Origin of the sequence: Lysinimonas soli (genome assembly GCF_042655435.1) — a bacterium.
Taxonomy (GTDB): Bacteria; Actinomycetota; Actinomycetes; order Actinomycetales; family Microbacteriaceae; genus Lysinimonas; species Lysinimonas soli.
Genome location: NZ_JBHSMG010000001.1, coordinates 955,641 through 980,779 on the forward strand (window position 1 = coordinate 955,641; position 25,139 = coordinate 980,779).

Consider the following 25,139-nt stretch of genomic DNA (forward strand, 5'->3'; position numbering starts at 1 on the left):
ATGAGCACCGCAACCGCACCCGCCAATCTGAGCCCGGCACCCACGACCACGTCGGCCGGCTCGAGCAAGGTCGAACGCAAGGGCAACGTCGTCGTCAAGTGGATCACGACGACCGACCACAAGACGATCGGCTATCTCTACCTGATCAGCTCGTTCATCTACTTCTGCATCGGTGGCATCCTCGCCCTCGTGATCCGTGCCGAGCTGTTCACCCCCGGACTCGACGTCGTGGGCTCCAACGAGCAGTACAACCAGTTGTTCACGATGCACGGCACGATCATGCTGCTGCTGTTCGCGACCCCGCTCTTCGCAGGATTCGCGAACGTCGCGATGCCCCTGCAGATCGGGGCACCCGACGTGGCGTTCCCCCGCCTGAACGCCTTCGCCTACTGGCTCTATCTCTTCGGCGGCCTGGTCGCCGCAGGCGGATTCTTCACGCCGCAGGGCGCGGCCGCCTTCGGCTGGACCGCCTACGCGCCGCTCTCGAGCACGACGTTCACGCCGGGTCTCGGTGGCAACCTCTGGGTGTTCGGCCTCGCACTCGCCGGTTTCGGCACGATCCTCGGTGCGGTCAACTTCATCACCACGATCATCACGATGCGCGCTCCCGGCATGACGATGTTCCGGATGCCGATCTTCACCTGGAACGTCCTGGTCACCTCGATCCTGGTGCTCGTCGCGTTCCCGGTTCTGGCCGTCGCACTCTTCGCCCTCGGTGCGGACCGGGTCTTCGGGTCGCACCTGCTGGATCCCGCCAACGGCGGCACGATCCTCTGGCAGCACATGTTCTGGTTCTTCGGGCACCCCGAGGTCTACATCATCGCGCTGCCGTTCTTCGGCATCGTGTCCGAGATCATCCCGGTGTTCAGCCGCAAGCCGATCTTCGGCTACAAGACCCTGATCTACGCGACGATCTCGATCGCCGCCCTGTCGGTGACGGTCTGGGCGCACCACATGTACGTCACCGGATCGGTGCTGCTGCCGTTCTTCTCGCTCATGACGATGCTCATCGCCGTGCCCACCGGCGTGAAGATCTTCAACTGGATCGGCACGATGTGGCGCGGTTCGGTGACCTTCGAGACGCCGATGCTGTGGACGATCGGCTTCCTCATCACCTTCACCTTCGGCGGTCTCACCGGCGTCATCCTGGCGTCGCCGCCGCTCGACTTCCACGTGTCGGACTCGTACTTCGTCGTGGCGCACTTCCACTACGTGGTCTTCGGTACGGTCGTCTTCGCGATGTTCGCGGGCTTCTACTTCTGGTGGCCCAAGTGGACCGGCAAGATGCTCAACGAGCGGCTCGGCAAGATCCACTTCTGGCTGCTGTTCATCGGCTTCCACACGACGTTCTTGATCCAGCACTGGCTCGGTGTGATCGGGATGCCGCGCCGCTACGCGAGCTACCTCCCGACCGACGGATTCACCTGGATGAACCAGCTGTCGACCATCGGCGCAGCGATCCTGGGCGTGTCGATGCTGCCCTTCCTGATCAATGTGTATCTGACGGCGCGGCGGGCTCCCAAGGTCACCGTCGACGACCCGTGGGGCACCGCACGCTCGCTCGAGTGGGCGACCTCGTGCCCCCCGCCGCGACACAACTTCACCTCGATCCCGCGCATCCGCTCGGAGTCGCCGGCGTTCGACCTGCATCACCCCGAGGTGGGGATCCCGGTCGGGGTCGGAGCGCTCAAGGACGCCCCCGACGAGCCCGTGATCGATCAGACCACCGGAGAGGTGAGGTAGGGCCGTGCGCACCAATACGAATCTGTTCTGGATCCTCGGCGCGTTCTTCTGGTTGGGCGATCTCACCTACATCCTCTGGTCGCTGTTCTTCTCGGAGTTCGCGAAGGTCGAGTGGGTCGGCGCCATCGCGATGGGCCTGTCGGGAGTCTTCTCCTTCTTCATGGCCTTCTATCTCGGTCGCACCCATGCAGGCCAGGGGGGCGAGATCCCCGCTGACCTGAACGACGCGAACATCGACGACGGCGACCCGGAGATGGGGCATTTCAGCCCGTGGAGCTGGTGGCCGTTCCTGCTGTCGTTCGCGCTGGCGCTGATGTTCCTGGGCCTCGCGGTCGGCGTCTGGATCACCTTCCTCGGTGCGCCGATCGTCATCGTGGCCCTGCTCGGGTGGTACTACGAGTACTACCGCGGCAACTTCGCCCGCTGAGTCTCGACGACGCGATGATCCGCGAAGCACGCGCCGGTGACGAGGACGGGCTCTTCGCCCTGGTCGGTCAGCTGGGTCACTCGTTTCCGCCGATCCGTGCGGCCTTCGACACGACGATCGCCGCTTACTTCGCGGGGCAGCACCCCAGCGTGTTGCTGTATGTCTCGCAGGGCGACGACGGCGTCCTGCAAGGCTACGCCCTCACGACGATCGTTCCGTTGCTGGCGACGAACGGTCCCTCCGCACAGCTCCAGGAGCTCGTCGTCGACGCGGCCGCTCGTGGTCTCGACGTGGGCACCCAGTTGGTGCGCGCGGTCGAGGCCGAATGCGAACGACGCGGTGTCACTCAGCTGACGGTGGCCAGCCGGCGTGCCGGCGGCTTCTACGATCGTCTCGGTTTCCACGAGAGCGCCGAATACATGCGCCGCTTCTTCCCGACGTCGTCGTAGTCGGTTCCGTCACATTCACGTCGACCCCGCGCGGCCTCCTAGGCTGGGCGCATGCCGTCGTCCGCCGTGGTCTCGATTGCGCCGGACGTCCCACCCTCGTCTGCGGTACGAGCGGAGTGGCGCGGGGCACCGAGACGACGCGCGGGAACTGATCCAGCGAGTCCTCGCACCGAGTCCGTCGTGATGCCCGTCGAGCGGCCGGATCCGGACTTCTCGGTGACATCACCGGGCAGCTCGCGGCGAGCGACGCTCTGCCGGAGTGTTCCGCGAAGCCAACCGCGGTCCCGACGTCTGGTTCGTCCGCGATCGTCAGCAACTCGAGCAGCGACCCCCGTTAACGACGAAACGCCCGGGTCGACCGGGCGTTTCGTCGTGACAAGCGGGTCAGTGGCCTCCGTGATGCGACTGTTCGATCTCGGCGCGGGTGACCGGGGCGATGCGGTCCTGGAAGAACCATGACGACATCCGCGCCCGCAGCCGGGCCCGCAGCGTGATCACGCCGTCCTTGTTGGGACGGAGCATGAGCGGCTGGTAGTCGTCGAAGCTGACGAGCGTCCAGCGCTCGTAGTCGGACAACTGCTCGTGCACCTCGACGTACTCTCCACCGGGGAGGCGGACGATCCGTCCGGACTCGAAGCCGTGCAGGGCGATCTCGCGATCCTTCTTCTGCAGGGCGATGCAGATGCGCTTCGTGACGAAGTAGGCGATGAACGGCCCGAGGATCGCCATGGCCTGGACGGCGTGGATGACGCCCTCGATGGTGAGCCCGAAGTGCGTGGCGATCAGGTCGGAGCTGGCTGCCGCCCACAGGGCTGCGTAGAAGGTCACGCCGGCGGCGCCGATCGCGGTGCGGGTCGCCGCATTGCGCGGCCGGTCGGCCATGTGATGCTCGCGCTGATCGCCGGTCACCCACGCCTCGATGAACGGGTAGATCGCGACGACCACGAGGAACACAACGAGCACGAGAATCGGGATGATGATGTTCATCGAGACCGTGTACGGCCCGATCATGAACTCCCAGCCCGGCGGGATCAGTCGCAGGGCGCCGTCGGCGAATCCGATATACCAGTCCGGCTGGGTTCCCGCGGACACCGGGGAGGGGTCGTACGGCCCGTAGGTCCAGATCGGGTTGATCGTCACGAATGAGGCGGTCAGCATGATCACGCCGAAGATGATGAAGAAGAAGCCACCCGCCTTCGCCGCGAACACGGGCATGATCGGCACGCCGACCACGTTGCCCTCGGTGCGGCCGGGGCCGGCGAACTGGGTGTGCTTGTTGACGATCAGCAGCACCATGTGCACGCCGAGTGCGGCCACCAGGATGGCCGGCAGCAGCAGGATGTGCAGGCTGTACAGCCGGCCGACGATCGCCTCGCCGGGGAACTCGCCGCCGAACAGCAGGTACGAGATCCAGGTGCCGACGACCGGGATGCCCTTCACCATGCCGTCGATGATGCGAAGGCCGTTGCCCGAGAGCAGGTCGTCGGGGAGCGAGTAGCCCGTGAAGCCCTCGGCGAGCGCGAGCACGAAGAGCGTGAAGCCGATGAGCCAGTTGATCTCACGCGGCTTGCGGAACGCTCCGGTGAAGTAGATGCGCAGCATGTGCAGCCCGATGGACGCCACGAAGAGCAGTGCCGCCCAGTGATGCACCTGACGCAGCAGCAGCCCGCCACGGATGTCGAAGCTGATGTTGAGGGTCGACGACATCGCCGCCGACATCTGGATGCCCTTGAGCGGCGCATAGGAGCCGTCGTAGGTGACGACCGCCATCGACGGCTGGAAGAAGAACGTCAGGAACGTGCCGCTGAGCAGAATCACGATGAAGCTGTACAGCGCGACTTCGCCGAGCATGAACGACCAGTGGTCCGGGAAGATCTTGCGGCCGAGCTCCTTGACGAGGCCCGACATGCTCGTGCGCTCGTCGATGTAGTTCGCCGCCCAGTTGGTGAACTTCATCCCGTTGCCCGGGGGGAGCTCGCTCTCGGTCGTGGCCGGGGCCGCGGCGGTGGCTGTGGTGTCGACGGTCAATGTTCCCGCTCCCAGAAGCTCGGGCCGACGGGCTCGTGGAAGTCGCTCTGCGCGATCAGGTAGCCCTCGGAGTCGATGGTGATGGGCAGCTGCGGCAACGGACGCTTCGCCGGGCCGAAGATGACCTCGGCCTCGCGCGTGATGTCGAACTGCGACTGGTGGCAGGGGCACAGCAGGTGGTGGGTCTGCTGCTCGTAGAGAGCGACCGGGCATCCGACGTGCGTGCAGATCTTGGAGTAGGCGACGATGCCCTGGTAGTTCCAGCTCTCGCGGCCCTTCGAGACGTGAAGGTCTTCGGGCTTGAGCCGCATGAGCAGCACGGCGGCCTTGGCCTTCTGCTCGAGCTTGTCTTCGAGTTCGTTGAGGCCGTCGGGGATGACGTGGAACACGGAACCCAGGGTGACCTCGGATGCTTTGATCGGGGTCCCGCTCGGGTCCTTCGTGAGCCGGGTGCCCTTCTTCCACATCGTGTGCTTCAGCAGATCGTTGGGGTCCGCGGCCGGCGCCAGATCGCGGAAGACCACGATGCCGGGCAGTGGGAAGAGCACGAGCGCGCCGATGAGCGAGTTGCGGATCAGCTTGCGGCGGGTGAAGCCCGACTCCTTGTTGCCGAGGTGGAACACCTCGATGGCCTTGGCCCGCGTCGCGTCGGAGCCGCGTGTGCCGTGCCGGTACTCGACGAGGTCGTGGCCCTCCATGAGCGACTTCGACCAGTGAACGGCGCCGAAGCCGATGCCGAACAGGCCGAGCGCGAGGCCCAGGCCGAGCAGGAAGGTGTTGGTGCGCACCGATCCGGTGTCGCCCGGCACGATCGGGAAGATGATGTACGCGGCGATCGCGAAGACGCTTCCGATGATGGAGGCGAAGAACATCAGGGCGACACGGCGCTCGTTGCCCTTGGCCTTCTTCGGGTCGAGATCGGAGACGCGCGGCCGGAAGGGCGGGAATCCGGGGTTCTCGACCCGGTCCGACGTCACGACGGCGGTGCCGGGAGAGACGCTCGCGTCGTACTTCTCGACATCGGTGCCGTGATCGGCGCCCTTGTCTGCCATTGCTTTCCCTTCAGATGGTGCGTTGCGTCGCCGCGCACGGCGATCGGGCGTGAGGTCAGTTGGACTTCGCGGTCAGCCAGACGGTGATCGCGACCACCGAGCCGAGGGCGAAGATCCAGACGAACAAGCCCTCGGAAACCGGACCCAGGTTGCCGAGGTCGAGGCCACCCGGCGACGGGTGCTTGTCGAGGTACTTGAGGTAGCTGATGATGTTGGCCTTGTCGGCCGGCGTGATGTTCAGGTCGTTGAACACCGGCATGTTCTGCGGGCCGGTGACCATGGCCTCGTAGATGTGCTTGGCCGAGACGCCGGAGAGCGACGGGGCGTACTTGCCCTCGGTGAGGGCTCCGCCCGCGCCGGCCACGTTGTGGCACATGGCGCAGTTGATGCGGAACAGTTCGGCGCCGGAGGCGACATCCCCGTTGCCCTGGAGGTAGTCGGAGGCCGGAATCGCGGGGCCGGGGCCCAGCGAGGCGACATAGCTCGCGAGCGCCGCGATCTGTGAGTCGGTGAACTGCACCGGCTTCTGCTCGGCCTGCGGGCCCGATGCCGCGGCGGGCATGCGGCCGGTGCCGACCTGGAAGTCGACGGATGCGGCACCGACTCCGACCAGGCTGGGCGCGACGCCCGATCCCTGGGCATTCAGTCCGTGGCAGCTCGCGCAGTTCGCGGCGAACAGCTTCTGGCCGTCGGCCACCAGGGAGGTGGTCTGAGACTGGGTCTCAGCGGTCGCGCTCGTGGTGAAGGCGGCGTAGGCGCCCCCGGTGGCCAGGAGTCCGATCACCAGCAGCGAGACGGAGGCGAGCGGCGAGCGACGTCCCGTGGCACGAGTCTTGCGGGGTGAGGGTGATGCGGGAGTCGCCATGTGCGGGGATTGATCCGTTCTGGGTGCCAGGTGTTGCGGGTTGCGAGTCGAGTTGCAGCTATCGCAGCACGTAGATGACGAGGAACAGGCCGATCCAGACCACGTCGACGAAGTGCCAGTAGTACGAGACGACGATCGCGGTCGTCGCCTCCTTGTGGGTGAAGGTCTTGACGGCGAAGATGCGACCGATGAGGAGCAGGAAGGCGATGAGGCCGCCCGTGACGTGCATGGCGTGGAAGCCGGTCGTGAGGTAGAACGCCGAGCCGTAGGAGTCGGTCGAGAACCCGACGTGCTCGCTGACGAGGGTCGCGTACTCGTAGATCTGGCCGGTGACGAACACGGCGCCGAGCGCGAACGTCAGGTAGAACCACTCGACGACGCCCCACTTCCAGAACTGGAGGAGCGTGCCGGTGCGGTGGCGCTGCAGGCGCTCGGCCGCGAAGACACCCCACTGGCAGGTGAACGACGACGACACGAGCACGAGAGTGTTGACCAACGCATAGGGCACGTTCAGGTGAGCGGACTGCTCGACCCACAGCCCCGGCGAGGTGGACCGGAGGGTGAAGTACACCGCGAACAGGCCCGCGAAGAACATGACCTCGCTGCCGAGCCAGACGATGACGCCGACCTGAACGACGTTGGGCCGATTAATGACCGCAGTGCCAGGACCGCTGCTAATGGAGGTGGAGGTCACGATCCCATTATGGTCGAAATCGCGCCCCGCTGATTCCCATCCGGGCGGGTCGCTACGATCGAGCCCATGTCGACCGAACTGAGCTGGCCCGCGATCCTGACGCAACTGCTCGCGGGAGGTGATCTGTCGATCTCGGAGGCCTCCTGGGCGATGGAGGAGGTCATGGCCGGCCGCGCGACTCCGTCGCAGCTGGGCGGATTCCTCCTCGCCCTGCGGGCAAAGGGCGAGACCGTCGATGAGATCGTCGGGTTCCGGGATGCGGTGCTCGCGAACGCGCGGCCACTGACCGTCGATCCGATGGCGCTCGACATCGTGGGCACGGGCGGCGACCGGTTCGGAACCGTCAACGTCTCGACCATGTCGTCGATCGTCGCCGCGGCCGCCGGCGCGCGGGTCGTCAAGCACGGCAACCGGGCGGCGTCGTCGGCGGCGGGCTCCTCCGACGTGCTCGCGGAACTCGGAATCGACCTCGCCCTGCCCGCCGAGCGGGTCGCTGCCGTGCTCGACGAGGTGGGCATCACCTTCGCCTTCGCGGCCCTCTTCCACCCGGGGTTCAAGAACGCCGGGCCGACTCGGGCCGAGCTGGGCGTTCCGACCGTCTTCAACTTCCTCGGGCCCCTGTGCAACCCGGCCAGGCCCGAGGCGTCGGCGGTCGGCGTCGCGAGCCTCGACAAGGTCCCGCTGTTCGTCGGGGTCTTTCAGACCCGCGGGGCCACGGCTCTGGTGTTCCGCGGCGACGATGGGCTCGACGAGCTGTCGACCACGGGTCACAGCCGCCTCTGGCAGGTGTCACGCGGCTCGGTGACCGAGCACGACCTCGACCCGGCGGATCTCGGCCTCGCGCGTGCCACGATCGACGACCTCCGCGGGGGAGACCCTGCGCACAACGCCGACATCGCGCGCCGGGTGTTCGCGGGAGAGAAAGGTGCCGTGCGCGACATCGTGCTGCTCAACACGGCCGCGGGGTTGGTCTCGTGGGAGCTCGCCCACGACCACGCGCGCAGCGAGGAGGACATCCGCTCGCGCTTCCGCGACAAGATCGCCGTCGCAGCGGAGACGATCGACTCGGGCGCCGCGTCGGAGAAACTCGACGCCTGGGTGGCCGCGACGCGGCGTTAGCGACGGTGGGTCGAGAACCGCTCACCTCACATCGTCGTCGACCCAGTCGTAGCTGCGGGTGACCGCCTTCTTCCAGAGGCGCAGTTGGCGAGAGCGCTCGGCCGCGTCGATCCGGGGAAGCCATCGGGTGTCTTCGTGCCAGTTGGCCGAGAGCTCGCCGAGACTGCTCCAGAAACCCACGGCGAGTCCAGCAGCGTAGGCGGCCCCGAGCGCGGTCGTCTCGGTGACCACGGGACGAACGACCGGCACCCCGAGGACGTCGGCCTGGAACTGCATGAGGGTGGCATTGGCGACCATTCCGCCGTCGACCTTGAGCTCGGCGAGCGCGACGCCCGAGTCGGCGTTGACGGCCTCGATCACCTCCGCGGTCTGGAAGGCCGTCGCCTCGAGGGCGGCGCGAGCGAGATGGCCCCGGTTGACGAAACCGGTGAGGCCCACGATGACGCCCCGGGCATCCGGTCGCCAGTGCGGAGCGAACAGGCCCGAGAACGCGGGAACGAAGTACACGCCGCCGTTGTCGGCGACCGTCGCGGCGAGCGTCTCGATCTCGGCCGCCGTCGCGATGAGGCCGAGATTGTCGCGCAGCCACTGCACGAGCGACCCCGTGACGGCGATCGATCCCTCGAGCGCGTAGTGCGGCGCCGCGTCGCCGAGGCGGTAGCCGACGGTCGTCAGGAGGCCGTTCGTGGAGTGCACGATCCGCTCGCCCGTGTTGAAGATCAGGAAGTTGCCGGTTCCGTAGGTGTTCTTCGACTCGCCGGCGTCGAAGGCGGCCTGACCGAAGGTCGCGGCCTGCTGGTCTCCGAGGATGCCTGCGACCGGCACCCGTCGGAGCAGGCTCGAATCCTCGACCACTCCGTACACCTCGGATGAGCTTCGGATCTCGGGCAGCATCGATCGGGGAACGTCGAACGTGGAGAGGATCTCGTCGTCCCAGCGACAGGTCTCGAGGTCCATGAAGAGGGTGCGGCTGGCGTTCGTGACGTCCGTGGCGTGCACGCCGCCGTCCGGGCCGCCCGTCAGGTTCCACAGCACCCAGGTGTCGATGGTTCCGAACAGCAGTTCGCCCGCCTCGGCCGCCGCTCGGGCCCCTTCGACGTTCTCGAGGATCCAGACGAGCTTGGTGCCGGCGAAGTAGGTGGCCAGCGGCAATCCGACCCTGAGTGAGAACCGCTCGATGCCGCCATCCTTCGCGAGACGATCGACGATCGGCTGGGTGCGGGTGTCCTGCCAGACGATCGCGTTGTACACCGGTTCGCCCGTCGACCTGTTCCAGACCACCGTGGTCTCGCGCTGATTGGTGATCCCGACGGCGGCGATGTCGTGGCGTGTCACGTCGGCCTTGGAGAGCGCCTGCCCGATGACCTCGCGCACGTTTCGCCAGATCTCGAGCGGGTCGTGCTCGACCCACCCGGGTCGCGGAAGGATCTGGCGGTGCTCGAGCTGCCCCGACGACACGACGAGCCCGTCGTGATCGAACAGGATCGCGCGAGAGCTGGTGGTGCCTTGATCGATCGCGAGAACGTACTCGGCCATGCTGCCGAGGCTAGCGAACGCTGGATGCCGGGTCGGCGACCAGCAGCACCTGGTGCCGTTCGGCCAGGTCGGTGATCAGCGAGGCGACCTCCTCCACCTGGCGAGCTGCGTTCCAGCCGAGCTCGCCGCCGGCGAGTTCCGCGAACTCGGCCAGGAGCGGCACGCTGAGCATTCCTGTGAAGGCCAGGCTCGTGCGTCGGTAGACCAGGTCGGCGAGATGGACGACGCCTTCCTGAACGACGAGGCAGCGCACCTCGTCGCGCGAATATCCCGGCAACTGCGTCAGGGGCGCATCCTCCGCCGTCAAGGAGCCGATGATCTCGGCCGCCCGCGTGCCGTATCGCTCCAGCAGGAGTTCGGCTCGGTCGGCGCCGACCGTTGCCGAGTGCTCGGCGATCCAGGCGGCGCGCGCATCCGCGGTCCGCGGGAATCCGCGGCCTCCGCCGATCGCGAGGTTCTCGGTGGTGACCGAGCGCTCGACTCCGAGACGGCTCAGCACCTCATCGGCCATGTGCTCGCCGAGCGCGCGGAAAGTCGTCCACTTGCCGCCGACGAGGCTGAGCAGCCATCCGTCATCGGGCAGGCGGGTCGGCTCGATGCGGTAGTCCCGGGAGACGAAGCCCGGCGATTCGTCGTCGTGGCGAGGAAGCGGGCGGATGCCCGCGAAGCGGTAGACGATCTGCGAGCGGTCGAGCCGGATCTGCGGAAGCACGTGGTGCACCAGGCCGAAGAAGTAGTCGACCTCCTCCTCGGTGCAGACCACGGGCTCGCGAGGGTCCGCGTCGATATCGGTCGTGCCGACCATCACGCGCCCCTTGAGCGGGTAGATCAGCACGATGCGCCCGTCGTCGTTCTCGAAGAACAACTCGCGCCCCCTCGTCGCCTCGAGCAGCTCGGGGTGATCGAGCACGATGTGCGAGCCCTTCGTGCCGCCCATGTAGCGCGTGGGCACTCCGAGGGCGTCGTTGGTCAGGTCGGTCCACGGCCCCGTGGTGTTGACGATGATCTTCGCGGTCATCGTCACGACCTCATCGGTCTGTCGGTCGCGCAGGAGGATCGCGCCGTCCCGCCTGCCCACGACCTCGGTGTAGTTGGCCGCGCGGCCGTGGCCCGTGGCGACGCCGTCGAGCAGCACGTCGAGGGCGAGTCGTTCTGGATTGTGCATCGACGCGTCGAAGTAGGTCGCCGTGTATTTGACCGAGGGGTTGAGATGCGGCAGCGCCGCCAGCGACTTCTTGCGCCCGACGAAGCGGTGCCGGGGCACGGATCCGCGCTGTCGCGAGAACGAGTCGTAGATGACGAGACCGACCTTGATCAGCAGCGCGCCGCGCTCGACGGTGCTGCGCTGTCGATGCGTGAAGAAGCGCAGGGGCGCGGCGAGGATGCCCGAGAAGGTGCGGAAGATCGGAATGGTGGTCTCGAGCGGCCGGACGTAGTGCGGCGCGTTGCCGAGCAGCCGGTTGCGCTCCTGCACCGCCTCCTTGACCAGCCGGAACTCGCCGTTCTCGAGGTACCGCACCCCGCCGTGCACCATGTGCGACGACGCGGACGAGGCTCCCGAGACGAAGTCGTCGCGCTCGACCAGGGCCACATCGACGCCTTGCAGGGCGAGCTCCCGGAAGGTGGCGATGCCGTTGATCCCTCCGCCCAGGATCAGGACGTCGGCGTGCGGACGCTCGGCGAGCTGACGGACGGCGGTTCGGGATGTCATGGCCCGTCAATCCTCCCATCCCGGCCCCGGCGGCGCCCGTGAACACTCGGTGCCGGTACCCGGGATCCGCCGCGAACTCAGTCGCGCACGAGTGCGTCGCTGCTCAGCTCGGCGACCGAACGGTGCCCGCTCAGGGCGAGGGTCAGATCGAACTCGGCGATGAGGTTGCGCAGGGCCTCGCGGGCCCCGCCCTCGCCGGCGATCGACATGCCGTAGACCCAGGGGCGTCCGACGCACACCGCGGCGGCGCCGAGGGCCATGGCGCGGAACACGTCGGCACCCCCGCGCACGCCGCTGTCGAACAACACCGGCGCTCGACCGTCGACGGCCGCGACGACACCGGGGAGGGCGTCGAGGGAGGCGATCGCGCCATCCAGTTGACGTCCCGCGTGATTGGAGACGATCAGGCCGTCCATGCCGGCGTCGAGAGCGCGTCGCGCGTCATCCGGGTGCTGGATGCCCTTCAGCACGATCGGCAGCGAGGTGAGGGACCGGAGTGCGGGCAGATCCTCCCAGTTGAGGTCGGAGCGGGAGAAGACATCGAGGAAGGTCTCGACGGCGACGCGTGGTTCGCCGGAGCGGAGGTTGGCCGCGAAGCGACCGGGGTAGCGGCGGGTCATGCCGATCAGGGTGCGGAGGGCGGCAGGGGTCACCCGCGGCCGCGGCGCGCCGGGAGCGGGTGCAGCCGCCATCCGTTCGGCCACCAGACGTCGGAACACCGGGTCGCTCGTGTACTGCGCGATGCCCATTCCGTGGATGAACGGCAGGTAGGCCTGGTCGAGGTCGCGGGGCCGCCATCCCAGCAGCTGGGTGTCGAGGGTGACCACGAGGGCATCGACGCCGATGCCCTCGGCGCGCGCGACGAGGCTCGCGACGAGTTCGTCCGAACTGCTCCAGTAGAGCTGGAACCAGCGCGGGCCGCCGCCGCCCTCGGCCGCCACGCGCTCCATCGGGATCGACGCCTGATTGGACAGGATGACGGGCACACCCCACGACGCGGCGGCGCGCGCGATCGCGAGATCGGCATCCCGGTCGACCAGCTCGAGCACACCGACGGGGGACGCCAGCAGGGGAGTGGGGTAGCGGTGACCGAACAGCGTCACCCCGAGCTCGCGGTCCGAGACGTCCCGCAGCACCCGCGGCACGATGCGCCAGCGGGCGAAGGCCTCGGCATTGGCGTCGGCCGTGGATTCCAGGCCGCTCGACCCGTGGACATACGCCCAGGCCTCGGGCGACATCGCGCGTTCGGCGGCGGCGAGCAGCGAAGGCCACCGGGTCGGGATCCGCGGCGCCGTTCCCGACGCGCCCGCCCGGAAGATCTCGGTCTGCGTGCGCCGCGCGAATGCCTGCGTCATCGTGCCGCTCCTCCCGCTTCATCGCCGGTCGGCCTCACCCTAGTCTGCGGTTCTCGCGCCGAGACGGTCCATACTGGGCGCATGCCGACCACCAAGCTGCTCGATCGCGTGCGGGCTCAGCTGGAGACGATGGATGCCGCCGCCGGCTTCACCGAGAAGCAGATCGTCGGCGGGACGGGCTTCCTGATCCGCGGGAACCTGGTCTGCGGTGAGGTCGGGGGAGCGCTGCTGGTGCGTCTGGGCAAGGAGGGCGGCGCCTTCGTGCGATTCGCCAAGGCCGAGGCGGGGCAGGCCAGGACCGGCGAGGCGCCGAGCGTCCGCCGGATGATGATGGGCGGGCGCGAGAGCAAGAACTGGTTCCTCGTCGACGCCGACCTCGTGCGCACGAAGAAGCCGCTGCGGGAGTGGCTCGATCGCGCCATGGAGCACACCGCCACGCTTCCCGACGCCTGAGGGCCGACGCGCGTCGGCACCGGGTACGGCGCGGATGTCGGTCGCCGTCTGAGCGGCATCCTCGCTCCCCATAGGCTTGTCGGCATGTCCAAGGTTCTGAGCAGGCTCCCCGTCGGCGAGCGCGTCGGCATCGCATTCTCGGGAGGACTCGACACCTCCTGTGCGGTTGCCTGGATGCGCGAGAAGGGCGCGCTGCCCTGCACCTACACCGCCGACATCGGCCAGTACGACGAGCCCGACATCGCCTCGGTTCCCGGGCGCGCCACGGAGTACGGCGCCGAGATCGCCCGCCTGGTGGATGCGCGCGGCGCCCTCGTCGAGGAGGGTCTCGTCGCCTTGCAGTGCGGCGCGTTCCACATCCGTTCGGGGGGCAAGACCTACTTCAACACGACTCCTCTCGGCCGCGCGGTCACGGGCACGATGCTCGTGCGCGCCATGAAGGAGGACGGCGTCGACATCTGGGGCGACGGGTCCACCTACAAGGGCAACGACATCGAGCGTTTCTACCGTTACGGCCTGCTGGCCAACCCGCGGCTGCGCATCTACAAGCCGTGGCTCGACACCGAGTTCGTGGGAGAGCTCGGCGGACGCACCGAGATGAGCGAATGGCTGGTCGCGCGCGGATTCCCGTACCGCGACTCGACAGAGAAGGCGTACAGCACGGATGCGAACATCTGGGGGGCCACCCACGAGGCGAAGCTGCTCGAAGAACTGAGTTCGAGTCTCGACCTCGTCGAGCCGATCATGGGCGTCGCGGCCTGGCGCGAGGACGTCGAGGTCGTCACCGAGGAGGTCTCGGTGCGCTTCGAGGCGGGCCGTCCCGTCGCGATCAACGGAACCGAGTTCGCGGATGCCGTCGCGCTGGTGCTCGAGGCGAACGCGATCGGAGGCCGGCACGGACTCGGGGTCTCGGATCAGATCGAGAACCGCATCATCGAGGCCAAGAGCCGCGGCATCTACGAGGCGCCGGGCATGGCGCTGCTCCACATCGCCTATGAGCGACTGCTGAACGCGATCCACAACGAGGACACCCTCGCCAACTATCACGCCGAGGGCCGCCGCCTCGGCCGACTCATGTACGAGGGACGTTGGCTCGACCCGCAGTCGCTCATGCTGCGCGAGTCGATCCAGCGTTGGGTCGGGTCGGCGGTGACGGGCGAGGTGACCCTGCGCCTGCGTCGCGGTGACGACTACACGATCCTCGACACGACGGGGCCGCTGCTCAGCTACCACCCCGACAAGCTCTCGATGGAGCGCGTCGGGGATGCCGCCTTCGGTCCGGATGACCGGATCGGGCAGCTCACGATGCGCAACCTCGATATCGCCGATTCGCGGGCGCGGCTGGAGCAGTACGCGGCATCCGGTCTGATCGGGGGAGCGACCGCCGAGCTGCTGGGCCGCCTGGAATCGGGTGCCGCGGGCGAGATCCTGGATGCCGCCGCGGGCGTCGATCCCGTCGCCGAGACGCTCGAGCGCGCCACCGACGCGGCCAACGAGGGCTCGGCCTTCGACTCGGGAACCGATTGAGGATCGGCCGCTACTGAGCCGGGCTCTGATCGCACGTCCGGGCTGAGGCAGGGACGGACGCGGGGTGATACCACCCCTGCTTCACCCAGTACTGCAAGTCCCTGACGGTCACGTCGGGTGCCCACTGCGGGGACGGACGGTCGTCGGGGCGGAGGCAGGAGGGGTTCGCGCGCACTAGCCTCGCGGTCTCGGCGAGCTCGACCCGCGTGCTGTCCACTCGATGGACGCGCTCGATCAACGCCAACGCCGTTCCTCCCATGTTCCACGCCGCAACGACGAGCACGATCGCCACCGCAGGCGCAATCGGTCGGGTTCGAACGAGCCGATCGAACCCCAGCGCCATCAGTGGAGTGATGGCGATCACCACGACATAGACGTAGCGCGACGAGGTCGCGGTGCCGAGGCCGTTGCCGACGCGGGCATATCCCGTGAGAAGGGCGAACACGGGAGCGGCCAGAAACAGCAGGAAGGGCAGCAGAGCGGTCTTCTCCACCCGGCCGATGCTGAAGACCCACCAGACGCCCAGCGCGGCGAAGAGCAGACCGCCGAGCATCACCAGCGGGAACATGCGCCCCAAGCCGTCCGTCAGCATCGACACGGCGAACTGGGGGACGGTGAGGAGCTGGTTGAGTCCCCGCGCACCACCTGATGAGGGGGCGCCGCGACCCTGAAGGACGAACCAGACGGCGTACGCGGAGGCAGGGACGACGAAGATCGCTGCCGTGCGCAGTACCCCGAACCGGATCCAGGCGAGCGTGACAGCGACCAGGATGAAGGGGATGGCGACACCCGAACTGGCCAGTGACAGCAGTGTCAGCGCCCCGGCCGCGACCCCGCGCCAGACCGTGAGTCGAGGATGGTCGAGCAGCAGGATGACGGCGAGCATGCCGGTGAGGGCTCCGACGAATCCGATCTGAACGGCCCAGGCCAGGGCCTCGGCACCGGCCCCCAGGAAGGTCAGGAGCACGGAGAACGCCGTCGCGAGCCAGGGCCGTACCTTCGCGCGGAGAGCGATCCTCCAGACCAGGTGGACGGCTCCGAGGTGAACGAGGATCGCCGGGATCGCGAACGGCAGGTAGTGGTCCATGCCGAACAGCGATCGGATCGCGAGGAACACCAGAGCCGGCACCGTGCTCCAGTGACCGACGTGGGGTGCCCACACGATGTCGGGGTTCGAGGTGAGGAAGTACCAGTCGTCGTAGAAGAACCAGCTGCGACTCGCCACGAGCGCGAAGGTCACGAAGCCCAGCACGAGCACGAGAACGTGAGCGGTACGCGGAGCGTTTTCCGCATCGAGAAGGCGACGCACGGGCTGCATGTGCGATCACTCTGCCACACTCGCCCGTGGCGCAATTTCACGAGGTTCGGCGCGTTCCGTGTCGATCCGGGACTCTCCCATTCGACCTTGGGATGAGAGGGTCGACAGAGCACCCTCCCCGATGAAGGAGAACACCGTGGCGAAATACATGTTGATCTGGCGCTCGACCGACGAGGCCAACGCGAAGATGGCGAACACCGACTTCGGCGAGATGCTCGAGAAGGTCGGCCGATTCAACGACGAACTCATCCGTGCCGGCGTCCTTCTCGCCGCCGAGGGGCTGGATGATGCCTCGCAGGGCGTGGTCGTCGACTTCACCGGCGAGGCCCCGGTCGTCACCGACGGGCCGTACGGAGAGACCAAGGAGCTGTTCAACGGCTTCTACGTGGTCGACGTCGCCTCGAAGGAGGAGGCCGTGGAATGGGCCAAGCGCGCGCCGAGCGCGGAGGGCACGAAGATCGAGATCCGCCGCATCCCGACCATCGACGAGTTCCCGCAGGACAACGAGTGGATCAAGAAGGAGCGCGCGTGGCGCGAGGAGACCGGCCAGCTGTGACCGAGCCGCGGCGCGTCGTGGTGCCTGCCGCCACGGCGCGCCGCGCGGTCGAGGCGGTGTGGCGCATCGAATCCGCCCGGATCGTCGGCGCTCTCGCCCGCTACACGCGCGACTTCAGCCTGGCGGAAGATCTCGCGCAGGAGGCTCTGGCCGAGGCGCTCGTGGCATGGCAGACCGCAGGTGTGCCCGACGATCCGACGGCGTGGCTGCTGACGGTCGGCAGGCGCCGGGCGATCGACGTGTTCCGGCGCCGCGCCGCTGCCGACGAACGCTACGCGACGCTCGCGCGGGACCTCGTCGAGACGGCTCCCGGGGCCGACGCCCTCTTCGATCCCGAGGCCCTCGATGACGACGTGCTCGGTCTGATGTTCACCGCCTGCCACCCCGTGCTGTCGAACGAGGGCCGGATCGCCCTCACGCTCCGGGTGGTCGGCGGCCTCACGAGCGACGAGATCGCGGCCGCGTTCCTCATTCCGGTCGCAACCGTGCAGGCGCGCATCACCCGGGCCAAGAAGACCTTGGCGGCGGCCGGCATCCCGTTCGGCGTGCCCGATTCGAACGAACGCAGGAAACGCCTCGGTTCGGTGTTGAGCGTCATCTATCTGATCTTCACCGAGGGGTCATCGGCGTCCCGCGGTGAGACGTGGATGCGAACCGATCTCGCGCAGGAGGCTCGACGGCTCGTCCGCGTACTGGCGCGGTTGGCCCCCGAGCCGGAGGTGTTCGGCCTGCTCGCCCTGCTGGAACTGACGGCGGCGCGGTTTCCCGCCCGCATCGCGCTCGACGGCGAACCCGTGCTCCTGGAGGATCAGGACCGCGGCCGCTGGGATCGTTCCGCGATCCGGCGCGGGCGGGCAGCACTGGCGCGACAGCTGGCATTCGGGCGAGGGCTCGGACCCTACGGCCTGCAGGCGGCCATCGCCGAATGCCACGCGCTCGCGAGTTCGGTTGACGAGACGGATTGGGACCGGATCGTCGTGCTCTACGAAGCCCTCGGTCGGGTCTCGCCGTCGCCGATCGTCGAACTGAATCAGGCTGTCGCCGTGGCGATGGCCTCGGGTCCGGCGTCCGGACTTCGGCTGGTCGACGAGATGATCGCGCGCGACGAGCTGAAGGGCTCGCATCTGCTTCCGGCCGTGCGAGCGGGACTGCTGGACCGTCTCGGTCGTCACGCGGAAGCCCACGACGAATACCTGCGCGCCGCCGAGTCGTGCGGGAATGCCGCCGAGCGCGGCGTGCTGGAGCGCAAGGCACTCGCGGCGGGCGCGCAATCGGAGTGAGCCTGCCGATCGTCGGAGGCCGCTGCCACGATGGATGTCATGCAGATCACACGCATTCAGCCCGCCGGTCTGGTGGTCAGCCCCGCCTTCAGCCACGTCGCGGTGGTGCCGCCCGGCGCGACCACGATCTACGTCGGCGGCCAGAACGGCGTCGGCGTCGACGGGGCCGTGGTGTCGACGGATGTCGCGGAGCAGGCGCGCCGCGCGCTCGACAACGCGCGCATCGCACTCGAGGCGGCCGGGGCGACGCTCGGCGATGTCATCCAGTGGTCGGTACTGATCGCCGGCGACGCCGACATCGGCGCCGCCTACGGTGCCATCGCTCCGCAGCTGGCGGGGCCCGGCGCACCCCCCTTGGTCACGGCCGCTCGCGTCGTGGGGCTCGGCGTTCCGGGCGCCCTGATCGAGATCAGCGCGGTCGCAGCCACGCTGCCCTGACGGTCAGCCGCCGACGTACGCTGCCAGGTGCTCGCCGGTGAGGGTGGACCTTGCGGCCACCAGCTGAGCGGGGGTTCCCTCGAAGACGACTCGGCCGCCGTCGTGCCCGGCGCCGGGACCGAGGTCGATGATCCAGTCCGCGTGCGCCATCACGGCCTGGTGATGCTCGATGACGATGACCGACTTGCCGGACTCGATCAGCCGATCGAGCAGCGCGAGCAGCTTGTCGACATCGGCCAGGTGCAGGCCCGAGGTCGGTTCGTCGAGCACATAGACGACGCCCTTCTCCCCGAGGTGGGTGGCGAGCTTCAGGCGCTGCCGCTCGCCACCGGAGAGGGTGGTCAGCGGCTGGCCGATGGTGAGGTAGCCGAGCCCGACATCGGCGAGGCGCTGCAGGATCGCGTGCGCGGCGGGAACCTTGGCGTCGCCTGCCGCGAAGAAGGTCTCGGCCTCCTCCACCGGCATCGCGAGCACCTCGCTGATGTTGCGGGCTCCGAGCCGGTAGTCGAGAACCGGAGCCTGGAATCCGGTCCCCTCGCACTCCTCGCAGGTGGTGGCGACGCCCGCCATGGGTCCGAGATCGGTGAAGATCTGGCCCGCGCCGTTGCACACGGGGCACGCCCCCTCCGAGTTCGCGCTGAACAGCGATGCCTTCACGCCGTTGACCTTGGCGAACGCGGAGCGGATCGGGTCGAGCAGGCCGGTGTACGTCGCCGGACTGCTGCGCCGCGAGCCGCGGATGGCGCTCTGATCCACGGTCACCACCGTGTCCCGCCGCGACACCGAGCCGTGGATCAATGAGCTCTTTCCCGACCCGGCCACCCCGGTGACGACCGTCAGCACGCCGAGCGGGATGTCGACGTCGACGTTCTGCAGGTTGTGTTCGCGCGCGCCCCGCACCTCGAGGGTTCCCGTGGGGGTGCGCACGGCATCCTTCAGCCGGGCCCGGTCGCCCAGATGGCGGCCGGTGAGGGTCCCGCTCGAGCGCAGCCCCTCCACCGTGCCCTCGAAGGTCACCGTTCCGCCTGCGGAGCCCGCACCGGGGCCCAGGTCGACGACGTGGTCGGCGATCGCGATCGCCTCGGGCTTGTGCTCCACCATCAGCACGGTGTTGCCCTTGTCGCGCAGCCGGAGCAGCAGCACGTTCATCCGCTGGATGTCGTGCGGGTGCAGTCCGATCGTCGGCTCGTCGAAGACGTAGGTGACGTCGGTGAGCGAGGAGCCGAGATGGCGGATCATCTTGGTGCGCTGCGCCTCGCCACCCGACAGGGTGCCCGACGGCCGGTCGAGCGAGAGGTAGCCCAGCCCGATCTCGACGAAGGAGTCGAGGGTCTGCGCCAGGGCCGTGGCCAGGGGAGCGACCGACGGCTCGTCGAGGCCTCGCACCCAGTCCGCCAGGTCGCTGATCTGCATCGCGCAGGCGTCGGCGATGCTGTTCCCCGCGATCCGGGAGGATCGCGCGCTCTCGTTGAGCCGGGTTCCGCCGCATTCGGGGCAGACGCTGAACGTCACCGCCCGCTCGACGAACGCGCGGATGTGCGGCTGCAGGGCGTCCACGGACTTGGACAGCATGGACTTCTGGATCTTCGGGATCAGACCCTCGTACGTCAGGTTGATTCCGTTGATCCTGACCTTGGTCGGCTCCTTGTGGAGGAAGTCGGCGAGCTCCTGCTTCGTGTAGCTCTTGATCGGCTTGCCCGGATCGAGGAACCCCGACTCGGCGTAGATCCGCACCGCCCAGCCGTCCGCCGTGTAGCCGGGGATCGTGATGGCACCCTGCGCGAGCGACTTGTGGTCGTCGTAGAGCTGCGCCAGGTCGATGTCGGTCACGCTGCCCATGCCCTCGCAGCGCGGGCACATGCCGCCGAGGTAGGTCTCGTTCTCGATGACGGTTCGTTCGCCGGTCGCCGTGGTGCGAACCCCGCTGGTTCGGCTGGTGGCGATGTTGAACGAGAAGGCGTTCGGCGAGCCGATGTGCGGCTGTCCCAGACGGCTGAACAGGATGCGCAGCAGCGCGTTGGCGTCGGTCGCGGTTCCGACGGTGGACCGCGCGTTGGCGCCCATCCGTTCCTGGTCGACGATGATCGCGGTCGTCAGCCCGTCGAGCACGTCGACGTCGGGACGGTCGAGCGTGGGCATGAAGCCCTGCACGAAGGCGCTGTACGTCTCGTTGATCATCCGCTGCGACTCCGCGGCGATCGTGCCGAACACGAGGGAGCTCTTGCCCGAGCCGGAGACGCCCGTGAATGCGGTCAGACGTCGCTTCGGGATCTCGACGTCGACGTTCTTGAGATTGTTGACCCGCGCGCCCTGCACTCGGATCAGATCGTGCCCATCGGCCGGATGCGTCACCGCGGATCGAAGCCGAGCATCCCTTTCCACTTTCAATTTATAGAAGACAGGGGGGCTTGCCGCAAGCCCCCGGTCATGCTCGAGAATCGTCGACCGTGACCGCCACCACTACTGCCTTCGACCTTCCCGATCGACTCGCTTCCAAGGGGGCCGAGGCTCTCATCGCCGACGACGAACGGCGGTTCGCCGCGATCGCGGAGAGCCTCGATCGCTCGATCGCCGAGCTCTCCGTCCGCCTCGATGCCGAACGCAGATCACCGGGGCGCGCCGGCCAGCAGGCGCTGGAACGCGATCTGGAGATCCATCGGTTGACCGCTCGTCTGCGCGCGCTGCGTCGCTACGGTCTGGATCTGTGCCTGGGACGCACGGTGGGCATCGACGACCCGCACCCGGTGTACATCGGACGATTCGGCCTCACCGACGCTGACGGTGAGCGACTGCTGATCGACTGGCGTTCGCCCGCCGCCGAGCCGTTCTTCGCGGCGACGCACGCCCACCCGATGGGCCTGGCGAGTCGGCGGCGGTACCGCTGGACTCGCGGCCGCATCACGGACTACTGGGACGAGGTGTTCACCCCGGACGGCCTCGAGTCGCGTGTCGCGCTCGACGACCAGTCCGCCTTCATCGCCAGTCTCGGCGCCAGCCGCTCGGCGCGGATGCGTGACGTGCTCGGCACCATTCAAGCCGACCAGGATGCGATCATCCGTGCGGGATCCCGGGGTGCCCTGGTCGTCGACGGCGGCCCGGGGACCGGCAAGACCGTGGTCGCGCTGCACCGCACCGCCTATCTGCTGTACTCCGATCCGCGGCTCGCGCGCCAGCACGGCGGCGTCCTGGTGCTCGGCCCCAGCCGCGCCTATCTCGCGTACGTGGATGAGGTTCTGCCCCGCCTGGGGGAGGAGAGCGTGCAGATCTGCACTCTGCGCGACCTGGTCGCCGAAGGGGCGACAGCCGCCGCCGAGCCGGATGCCCGCGTCGCCCGGCTGAAGTCGTCGAAGGAGCTGGTGGGAGCGATCGAGGCTGCCGTCGCGCACTACGAGCGGCCGCCGGCGAAGGGCATGACCGTCGAGACCGAGTGGGTCGACATCGAGCTGGATGCCGACGACTGGGCCGACGCCTTCGACGCGGTCGCGCCCGGAACCCCGCACAACGAGGCGCGCGACCAGATGCGCGAGGCGCTGTTCGACATCCTGGTCGATCGCGTCGACGAGCAGGTCCCGCGGGAGCTGGTGCGTCGCGAGCTGTCGCGGAGCGAGGAGCTCGCGCGGGCCGTGGCCAGGGCGTGGCCGCTGCTCGACCCCGTCGGGGTCGTCTCCGATCTGTGGTCGGTGCCTGCGTACCTCCGCGAGTGCGCGCCCTGGCTGACCGCCGATGAGCTCGGATGCCTGCAGCGCCCCGATCCGCGCGCCTGGACGGTCTCCGATCTTCCCTTCCTGGATCTCGCGCGGCAGCGAGTGGGCGATCCCGATGCCGCGCGCAGGTCACGGCAGCGCGAGGTCGCCCTCGCCGCCCAGCAGGAGCAGATGGCCCGCGTCGTGGAGCACCTCATCGAATCCGACGACAGCGAGCTGAAGCTGATGTCGATGCTGCGGGGGCAGGATCTGAAGAACACGCTCGTCGACGAGAGCGACCTGCCGACGATCGCGCCCGACCTGCTGGCCGGCCCGTTCGCGCACATCGTCGTGGACGAGGCCCAGGAACTGACGGACGCCGAGTGGCAGATGCTGCTGGCGCGCTGTCCGTCGCGCAGCTTCACGATCGTGGGCGACCGCGCTCAGGCTCGCCACGGGCTCGCGGAATCGTGGGAGGAGCGGCTGACGCGGGTCGGCCTCGACCGTGTCGAGCTCGCTGCGCTCACGATCAACTACCGCACGCCGCGCGAGATCATGTCCGAAGCCGAGCCGGTGATCCGCCAAGCCATTCCGAACGCCAACGTGCCGACATCGGTGCGCGCGAGCGGGGTTCCGGTCGTGCACGGTTCCGCGGCGGATCTCGGGTCGATTCTCGAGAGCTGGCTCGCCGACCACGACGAGGGGATCGCCTGCGTGATCGGCGATCCCGACTTCGTGCCCGTGCCGCGCGTGCAGTCGCTGACCCCGGAACTGTCGAAGGGCCTCGAGTTCGATCTCGTGGTACTCGTCGATCCCCAGGACTTCGGCACCGAGATCTCGGGATCGGTCGACCGCTATGTCGCGATGACCAGGGCGACGCAGCAGCTCGTCATCCTGACGGGTGCGTCGCGCCCGGCGTGACGGCTAGCCGGCGGCCTTCGCCACGAGTTCGGCGATCTTCTTCTCCTCGGCGGGGGAGAGGGCCGTGATGGCGAAGGCCACCGGCCAGACCTCGCCGTCGTCGAGCTGAGCCGAAGTCTCGAACCCGAGGGTGGCGTAGCGATCCTTGAACTTCGCGGCGTCCTTGAAGAAGACCACGATCTTGCCCTCGGCGTTCGCGTATGCCGGGAAGCCGTACCAGGTGCGCGGCGTCAGCTGCGGCGCGGCCTCGGTGATGATCGCGTGGATGCGCTCGGCCAGAACGCGGTCGGCTTCCGCGAGTTCGGCGATCCGGTCGAGCACCGCCTGGGTCGACTCCTCGCGCGACTGCTGCAGCTTCAACTCCTTGGCGCGCTGCTTCATGGCGGCGCGCTCGGCGGCGCTGAATCCGGACTTGGTGGGGCTCTGCGTGTCGGTCATGGCATCCATTCTGGAACGGCCGTGGCCCGGCGACTTCTTCGAAACTGCTCGATCCACACCTGCGCAGGGCAGTCGGTCGTGGACATGATGGGGGAGCGGGGTCAGAACCTGCAGCGTCGCGCCGCTCACGACGGCTTCCACCCCTCCTCATCGCGGACTGCCCGCATGATGCGCCCGCTGATCTCGCGCAGTTGGCTGCGTTGGGACAGCGTCAACCGGTCGAGAACCAATCGGCGCACCGTGCGCACATGGCCAGGGGAGGCCTGCTCATAGTGTGCGAACCCCCGATCGGTCAGAACGGCAAGGGTCGATCGTCCGTCATCCGGATCGGCGATGCGGCGCACCCACCCCTTCGTTTCGAGCCGGGACGCCGCGCGTGACAGCCTCGACAGCGAACTGTTCGCATAGCCGGCGAGGATGCTCATGCGGAGTGAACGGCCAGGGGCGTCGGCCAGCGCGAAGAGCACTCCGTATTCGAAATGCGTCAACCCGGAGTCCCGGAACAACTGGGCGTCGAGGGCGGGCGGCAACCACTCCAGGATGGTGGCAAGAGCCGCCCAGGTGTCGAGGTCGTCGCCGGTGAGCGCGGCGGGGGACTCATCGTCTGCCATGTCGACAGGGTACGGGCAGTTACTTGACCAAGCAAGTAAAGACTCCTATCGTTTACTTGCTTGAGCAACTAATCGCCGTTCAGTGCGACACACCGGAGAGGTCGATGGACATGGACTTGGGACTGACGGGGATGACGGCATTCGTGAGCGGGTCGACGCAGGGAATCGGCTTCGCGATCGCGAAAGCGCTTCTCGGCGAGGGGTCCTCGGTGGTCATCAACGGACGAACCGAGGACCGAGTCGAGGATGCTGTGCAGGCTCTCGAAGTCGCCGTTCCCGGAGCGGAGGTCTCGGGCATCGCGGCGGACTTAAGCGACACCGCGCAGGTGCAGCGTCTGCTGGAGTCCTTGGGCGACGTCGACATCCTGGTGAACAACGTCGGCCTGTTCGAGGTCGTGCCATTCGGCGACATCGTCGACGACGCCTGGCTGCGGTACTTCGAGGTGAACGTCATGAGCGGCGTGCGACTCTCGCGTTGGCTGCTGCCCGGGATGCTCGCGAGGAACCGCGGTCGCATCATCTTCGTCGGGAGCGAGTCTGGTGTGAACATCCCTGCAGACATGGTGCACTACGGCGTCACCAAGGCCGGGATGCTCGCACTCGGCAACGGCCTCGCCAAGCTCACGCGCGGCACCGAGGTGACGGTGAACACGATCCTCGGCGGACCCACCTATTCCGGCGGTGTCGCCCAGGCGATCGACCAGATCTCGCACGCCCAGATGATGGCACCCGACGAGCTCAAAGCGGCCATCATCGGCGGCAACCGCACAACGCTTCTCAAGCGGTTCATCGAACCCGCCGAGATCGCGAATCTCGCGCTCTACCTGGCGAGCCCCATGTCGTCCGCGACGAACGGCGCTGCCGTGCGGGCGGACGGGGGAGTGCTGACGGCGGTGCTGTAAGGCACGGTATGTCGCGTTCGCACGTCTCGCGCG

Annotated in this window: 22 protein-coding genes; 11 read left to right on the forward strand and 11 right to left on the reverse strand. The window is 68.0% G+C overall.

What is annotated here, in order from left to right:
* From ctaD to ACFPJ4_RS04620, 3 genes are read left to right on the forward strand one after another with little or no spacing between them, the layout of a single operon-like run.
* Nucleotides 1-1,743, forward strand: coding sequence for an aa3-type cytochrome oxidase subunit I (gene ctaD / locus ACFPJ4_RS04610; protein WP_386739107.1), 1,743 nt, complete (start codon nucleotides 1-3; stop codon nucleotides 1,741-1,743).
* A 4-nt stretch (nucleotides 1,744-1,747) separates the two neighbouring features.
* A complete protein-coding gene (ctaF, locus tag ACFPJ4_RS04615; RefSeq protein ID WP_386739108.1) occupies nucleotides 1,748-2,170 on the forward strand; it encodes an aa3-type cytochrome oxidase subunit IV in 423 nt (140 codons plus the stop codon).
* A gap of 14 nt (nucleotides 2,171-2,184) precedes the next feature.
* On the forward strand, nucleotides 2,185-2,619 hold the full coding sequence (locus ACFPJ4_RS04620) for a GNAT family N-acetyltransferase (protein ID WP_386739109.1): 435 nt from the start codon (nucleotides 2,185-2,187) through the stop codon (nucleotides 2,617-2,619).
* 384 nt (nucleotides 2,620-3,003) lie between these two features.
* Here ACFPJ4_RS04620 and qcrB read toward each other — a convergent pair whose 3' ends face one another.
* From qcrB to ctaE, 4 genes are all read right to left on the reverse strand, one after another.
* Nucleotides 3,004-4,575, reverse strand: coding sequence for a cytochrome bc1 complex cytochrome b subunit (qcrB, locus tag ACFPJ4_RS04625; RefSeq protein ID WP_386739775.1), 1,572 nt, complete (start codon nucleotides 4,573-4,575; stop codon nucleotides 3,004-3,006).
* Between the two features lie 68 nt (nucleotides 4,576-4,643).
* On the reverse strand, nucleotides 4,644-5,699 hold the full coding sequence (gene qcrA, locus ACFPJ4_RS04630) for a cytochrome bc1 complex Rieske iron-sulfur subunit (RefSeq protein WP_386739110.1): 1,056 nt from the start codon (nucleotides 5,697-5,699) through the stop codon (nucleotides 4,644-4,646).
* A 55-nt stretch (nucleotides 5,700-5,754) separates the two neighbouring features.
* On the reverse strand, nucleotides 5,755-6,564 hold the full coding sequence (gene qcrC / locus ACFPJ4_RS04635) for a cytochrome bc1 complex diheme cytochrome c subunit (RefSeq protein ID WP_386739111.1): 810 nt from the start codon (nucleotides 6,562-6,564) through the stop codon (nucleotides 5,755-5,757).
* Nucleotides 6,565-6,622: 58 nt separating this feature from the next.
* A complete protein-coding gene (gene ctaE / locus ACFPJ4_RS04640; protein ID WP_386739112.1) occupies nucleotides 6,623-7,258 on the reverse strand; it encodes an aa3-type cytochrome oxidase subunit III in 636 nt (211 codons plus the stop codon).
* A gap of 66 nt (nucleotides 7,259-7,324) precedes the next feature.
* On the opposite strand from ctaE, the gene trpD reads away from it, so the two are divergent.
* On the forward strand, nucleotides 7,325-8,377 hold the full coding sequence (trpD, locus tag ACFPJ4_RS04645) for an anthranilate phosphoribosyltransferase (protein WP_386739113.1): 1,053 nt from the start codon (nucleotides 7,325-7,327) through the stop codon (nucleotides 8,375-8,377).
* Between the two features lie 21 nt (nucleotides 8,378-8,398).
* On the opposite strand, the gene glpK is transcribed toward trpD, so the two are convergent.
* The 3 genes from glpK to ACFPJ4_RS04660 all read right to left on the reverse strand — a co-directional run bounded on the left by glpK (nucleotide 8,399) and on the right by ACFPJ4_RS04660 (nucleotide 12,979).
* The gene (glpK, locus tag ACFPJ4_RS04650) at nucleotides 8,399-9,913 is read right to left on the reverse strand and encodes a glycerol kinase GlpK (protein WP_386739114.1); all 1,515 of its coding nucleotides are present in this window, start codon (nucleotides 9,911-9,913) and stop codon (nucleotides 8,399-8,401) included.
* A 10-nt stretch (nucleotides 9,914-9,923) separates the two neighbouring features.
* Nucleotides 9,924-11,624, reverse strand: a complete 1,701-nt coding sequence (locus ACFPJ4_RS04655) for a glycerol-3-phosphate dehydrogenase/oxidase (RefSeq protein ID WP_386739115.1) — start codon at nucleotides 11,622-11,624, stop codon at nucleotides 9,924-9,926.
* A 77-nt stretch (nucleotides 11,625-11,701) separates the two neighbouring features.
* Nucleotides 11,702-12,979 (reverse strand): alpha-hydroxy-acid oxidizing protein, encoded by a 1,278-nt coding sequence (locus ACFPJ4_RS04660; protein WP_386739116.1) that lies wholly within the window; start codon nucleotides 12,977-12,979, stop codon nucleotides 11,702-11,704.
* An 81-nt stretch (nucleotides 12,980-13,060) separates the two neighbouring features.
* Between ACFPJ4_RS04660 and ACFPJ4_RS04665 the strand changes: the two genes are divergently transcribed.
* Nucleotides 13,061-13,432, forward strand: a complete 372-nt coding sequence (locus tag ACFPJ4_RS04665) for a TfoX/Sxy family protein (protein WP_386739117.1) — start codon at nucleotides 13,061-13,063, stop codon at nucleotides 13,430-13,432.
* Nucleotides 13,433-13,516: 84 nt separating this feature from the next.
* Nucleotides 13,517-14,959 carry an argininosuccinate synthase gene (gene argG / locus ACFPJ4_RS04670; RefSeq protein WP_386739118.1) on the forward strand — a complete coding sequence of 481 codons (1,443 nt, stop codon included), beginning with the start codon at nucleotides 13,517-13,519 and terminating at the stop codon, nucleotides 14,957-14,959.
* Between the two features lie 10 nt (nucleotides 14,960-14,969).
* Here the strand turns inward: argG and ACFPJ4_RS04675 are convergent, their stop codons facing one another.
* Nucleotides 14,970-16,277 (reverse strand): hypothetical protein, encoded by a 1,308-nt coding sequence (locus ACFPJ4_RS04675; protein WP_386739119.1) that lies wholly within the window; start codon nucleotides 16,275-16,277, stop codon nucleotides 14,970-14,972.
* 136 nt (nucleotides 16,278-16,413) lie between these two features.
* On the opposite strand from ACFPJ4_RS04675, the gene ACFPJ4_RS04680 reads away from it, so the two are divergent.
* Genes ACFPJ4_RS04680 through ACFPJ4_RS04690 form a run of 3 tightly spaced genes read left to right on the forward strand, consistent with a single transcriptional unit; the run spans nucleotide 16,414 to nucleotide 18,551 of the window.
* The gene (locus tag ACFPJ4_RS04680) at nucleotides 16,414-16,833 is read left to right on the forward strand and encodes a YciI family protein (RefSeq protein ID WP_386739120.1); all 420 of its coding nucleotides are present in this window, start codon (nucleotides 16,414-16,416) and stop codon (nucleotides 16,831-16,833) included.
* A complete protein-coding gene (locus tag ACFPJ4_RS04685; RefSeq protein ID WP_386739121.1) occupies nucleotides 16,830-18,113 on the forward strand; it encodes an RNA polymerase sigma factor in 1,284 nt (427 codons plus the stop codon). The genes ACFPJ4_RS04680 and ACFPJ4_RS04685 overlap by 4 nt, the downstream gene beginning before the upstream one ends.
* A 39-nt stretch (nucleotides 18,114-18,152) precedes the next feature.
* Entirely contained in the window at nucleotides 18,153-18,551 is a 399-nt protein-coding gene (locus ACFPJ4_RS04690) for a RidA family protein (RefSeq protein ID WP_386739122.1), read from the forward strand.
* A 3-nt stretch (nucleotides 18,552-18,554) separates the two neighbouring features.
* Here ACFPJ4_RS04690 and ACFPJ4_RS04695 read toward each other — a convergent pair whose 3' ends face one another.
* Nucleotides 18,555-20,903: an ATP-binding cassette domain-containing protein gene (locus tag ACFPJ4_RS04695; protein ID WP_386739776.1), complete on the reverse strand. Its 2,349-nt coding sequence runs from the start codon at nucleotides 20,901-20,903 to the stop codon at nucleotides 18,555-18,557.
* A gap of 95 nt (nucleotides 20,904-20,998) precedes the next feature.
* Between ACFPJ4_RS04695 and helR the strand changes: the two genes are divergently transcribed.
* The gene (helR, locus tag ACFPJ4_RS04700) at nucleotides 20,999-23,155 is read left to right on the forward strand and encodes an RNA polymerase recycling motor ATPase HelR (protein ID WP_386739123.1); all 2,157 of its coding nucleotides are present in this window, start codon (nucleotides 20,999-21,001) and stop codon (nucleotides 23,153-23,155) included.
* A gap of 3 nt (nucleotides 23,156-23,158) precedes the next feature.
* On the opposite strand, the gene ACFPJ4_RS04705 is transcribed toward helR, so the two are convergent.
* Together ACFPJ4_RS04705 and ACFPJ4_RS04710 are read right to left on the reverse strand one after the other, a co-directional pair.
* Complete coding sequence (locus ACFPJ4_RS04705) at nucleotides 23,159-23,593, reverse strand: iron chaperone (protein WP_386739124.1); 435 nt, start codon at nucleotides 23,591-23,593, stop codon at nucleotides 23,159-23,161.
* Between the two features lie 125 nt (nucleotides 23,594-23,718).
* Entirely contained in the window at nucleotides 23,719-24,204 is a 486-nt protein-coding gene (locus ACFPJ4_RS04710) for a MarR family winged helix-turn-helix transcriptional regulator (RefSeq protein WP_386739125.1), read from the reverse strand.
* A 110-nt stretch (nucleotides 24,205-24,314) separates the two neighbouring features.
* Here ACFPJ4_RS04710 and ACFPJ4_RS04715 point away from each other — a divergent pair, with 110 nt between their 5' ends.
* Nucleotides 24,315-25,106 (forward strand): SDR family NAD(P)-dependent oxidoreductase, encoded by a 792-nt coding sequence (locus tag ACFPJ4_RS04715; protein ID WP_386739126.1) that lies wholly within the window; start codon nucleotides 24,315-24,317, stop codon nucleotides 25,104-25,106.
* Nucleotides 25,107-25,139 lie beyond the last annotated feature (33 nt).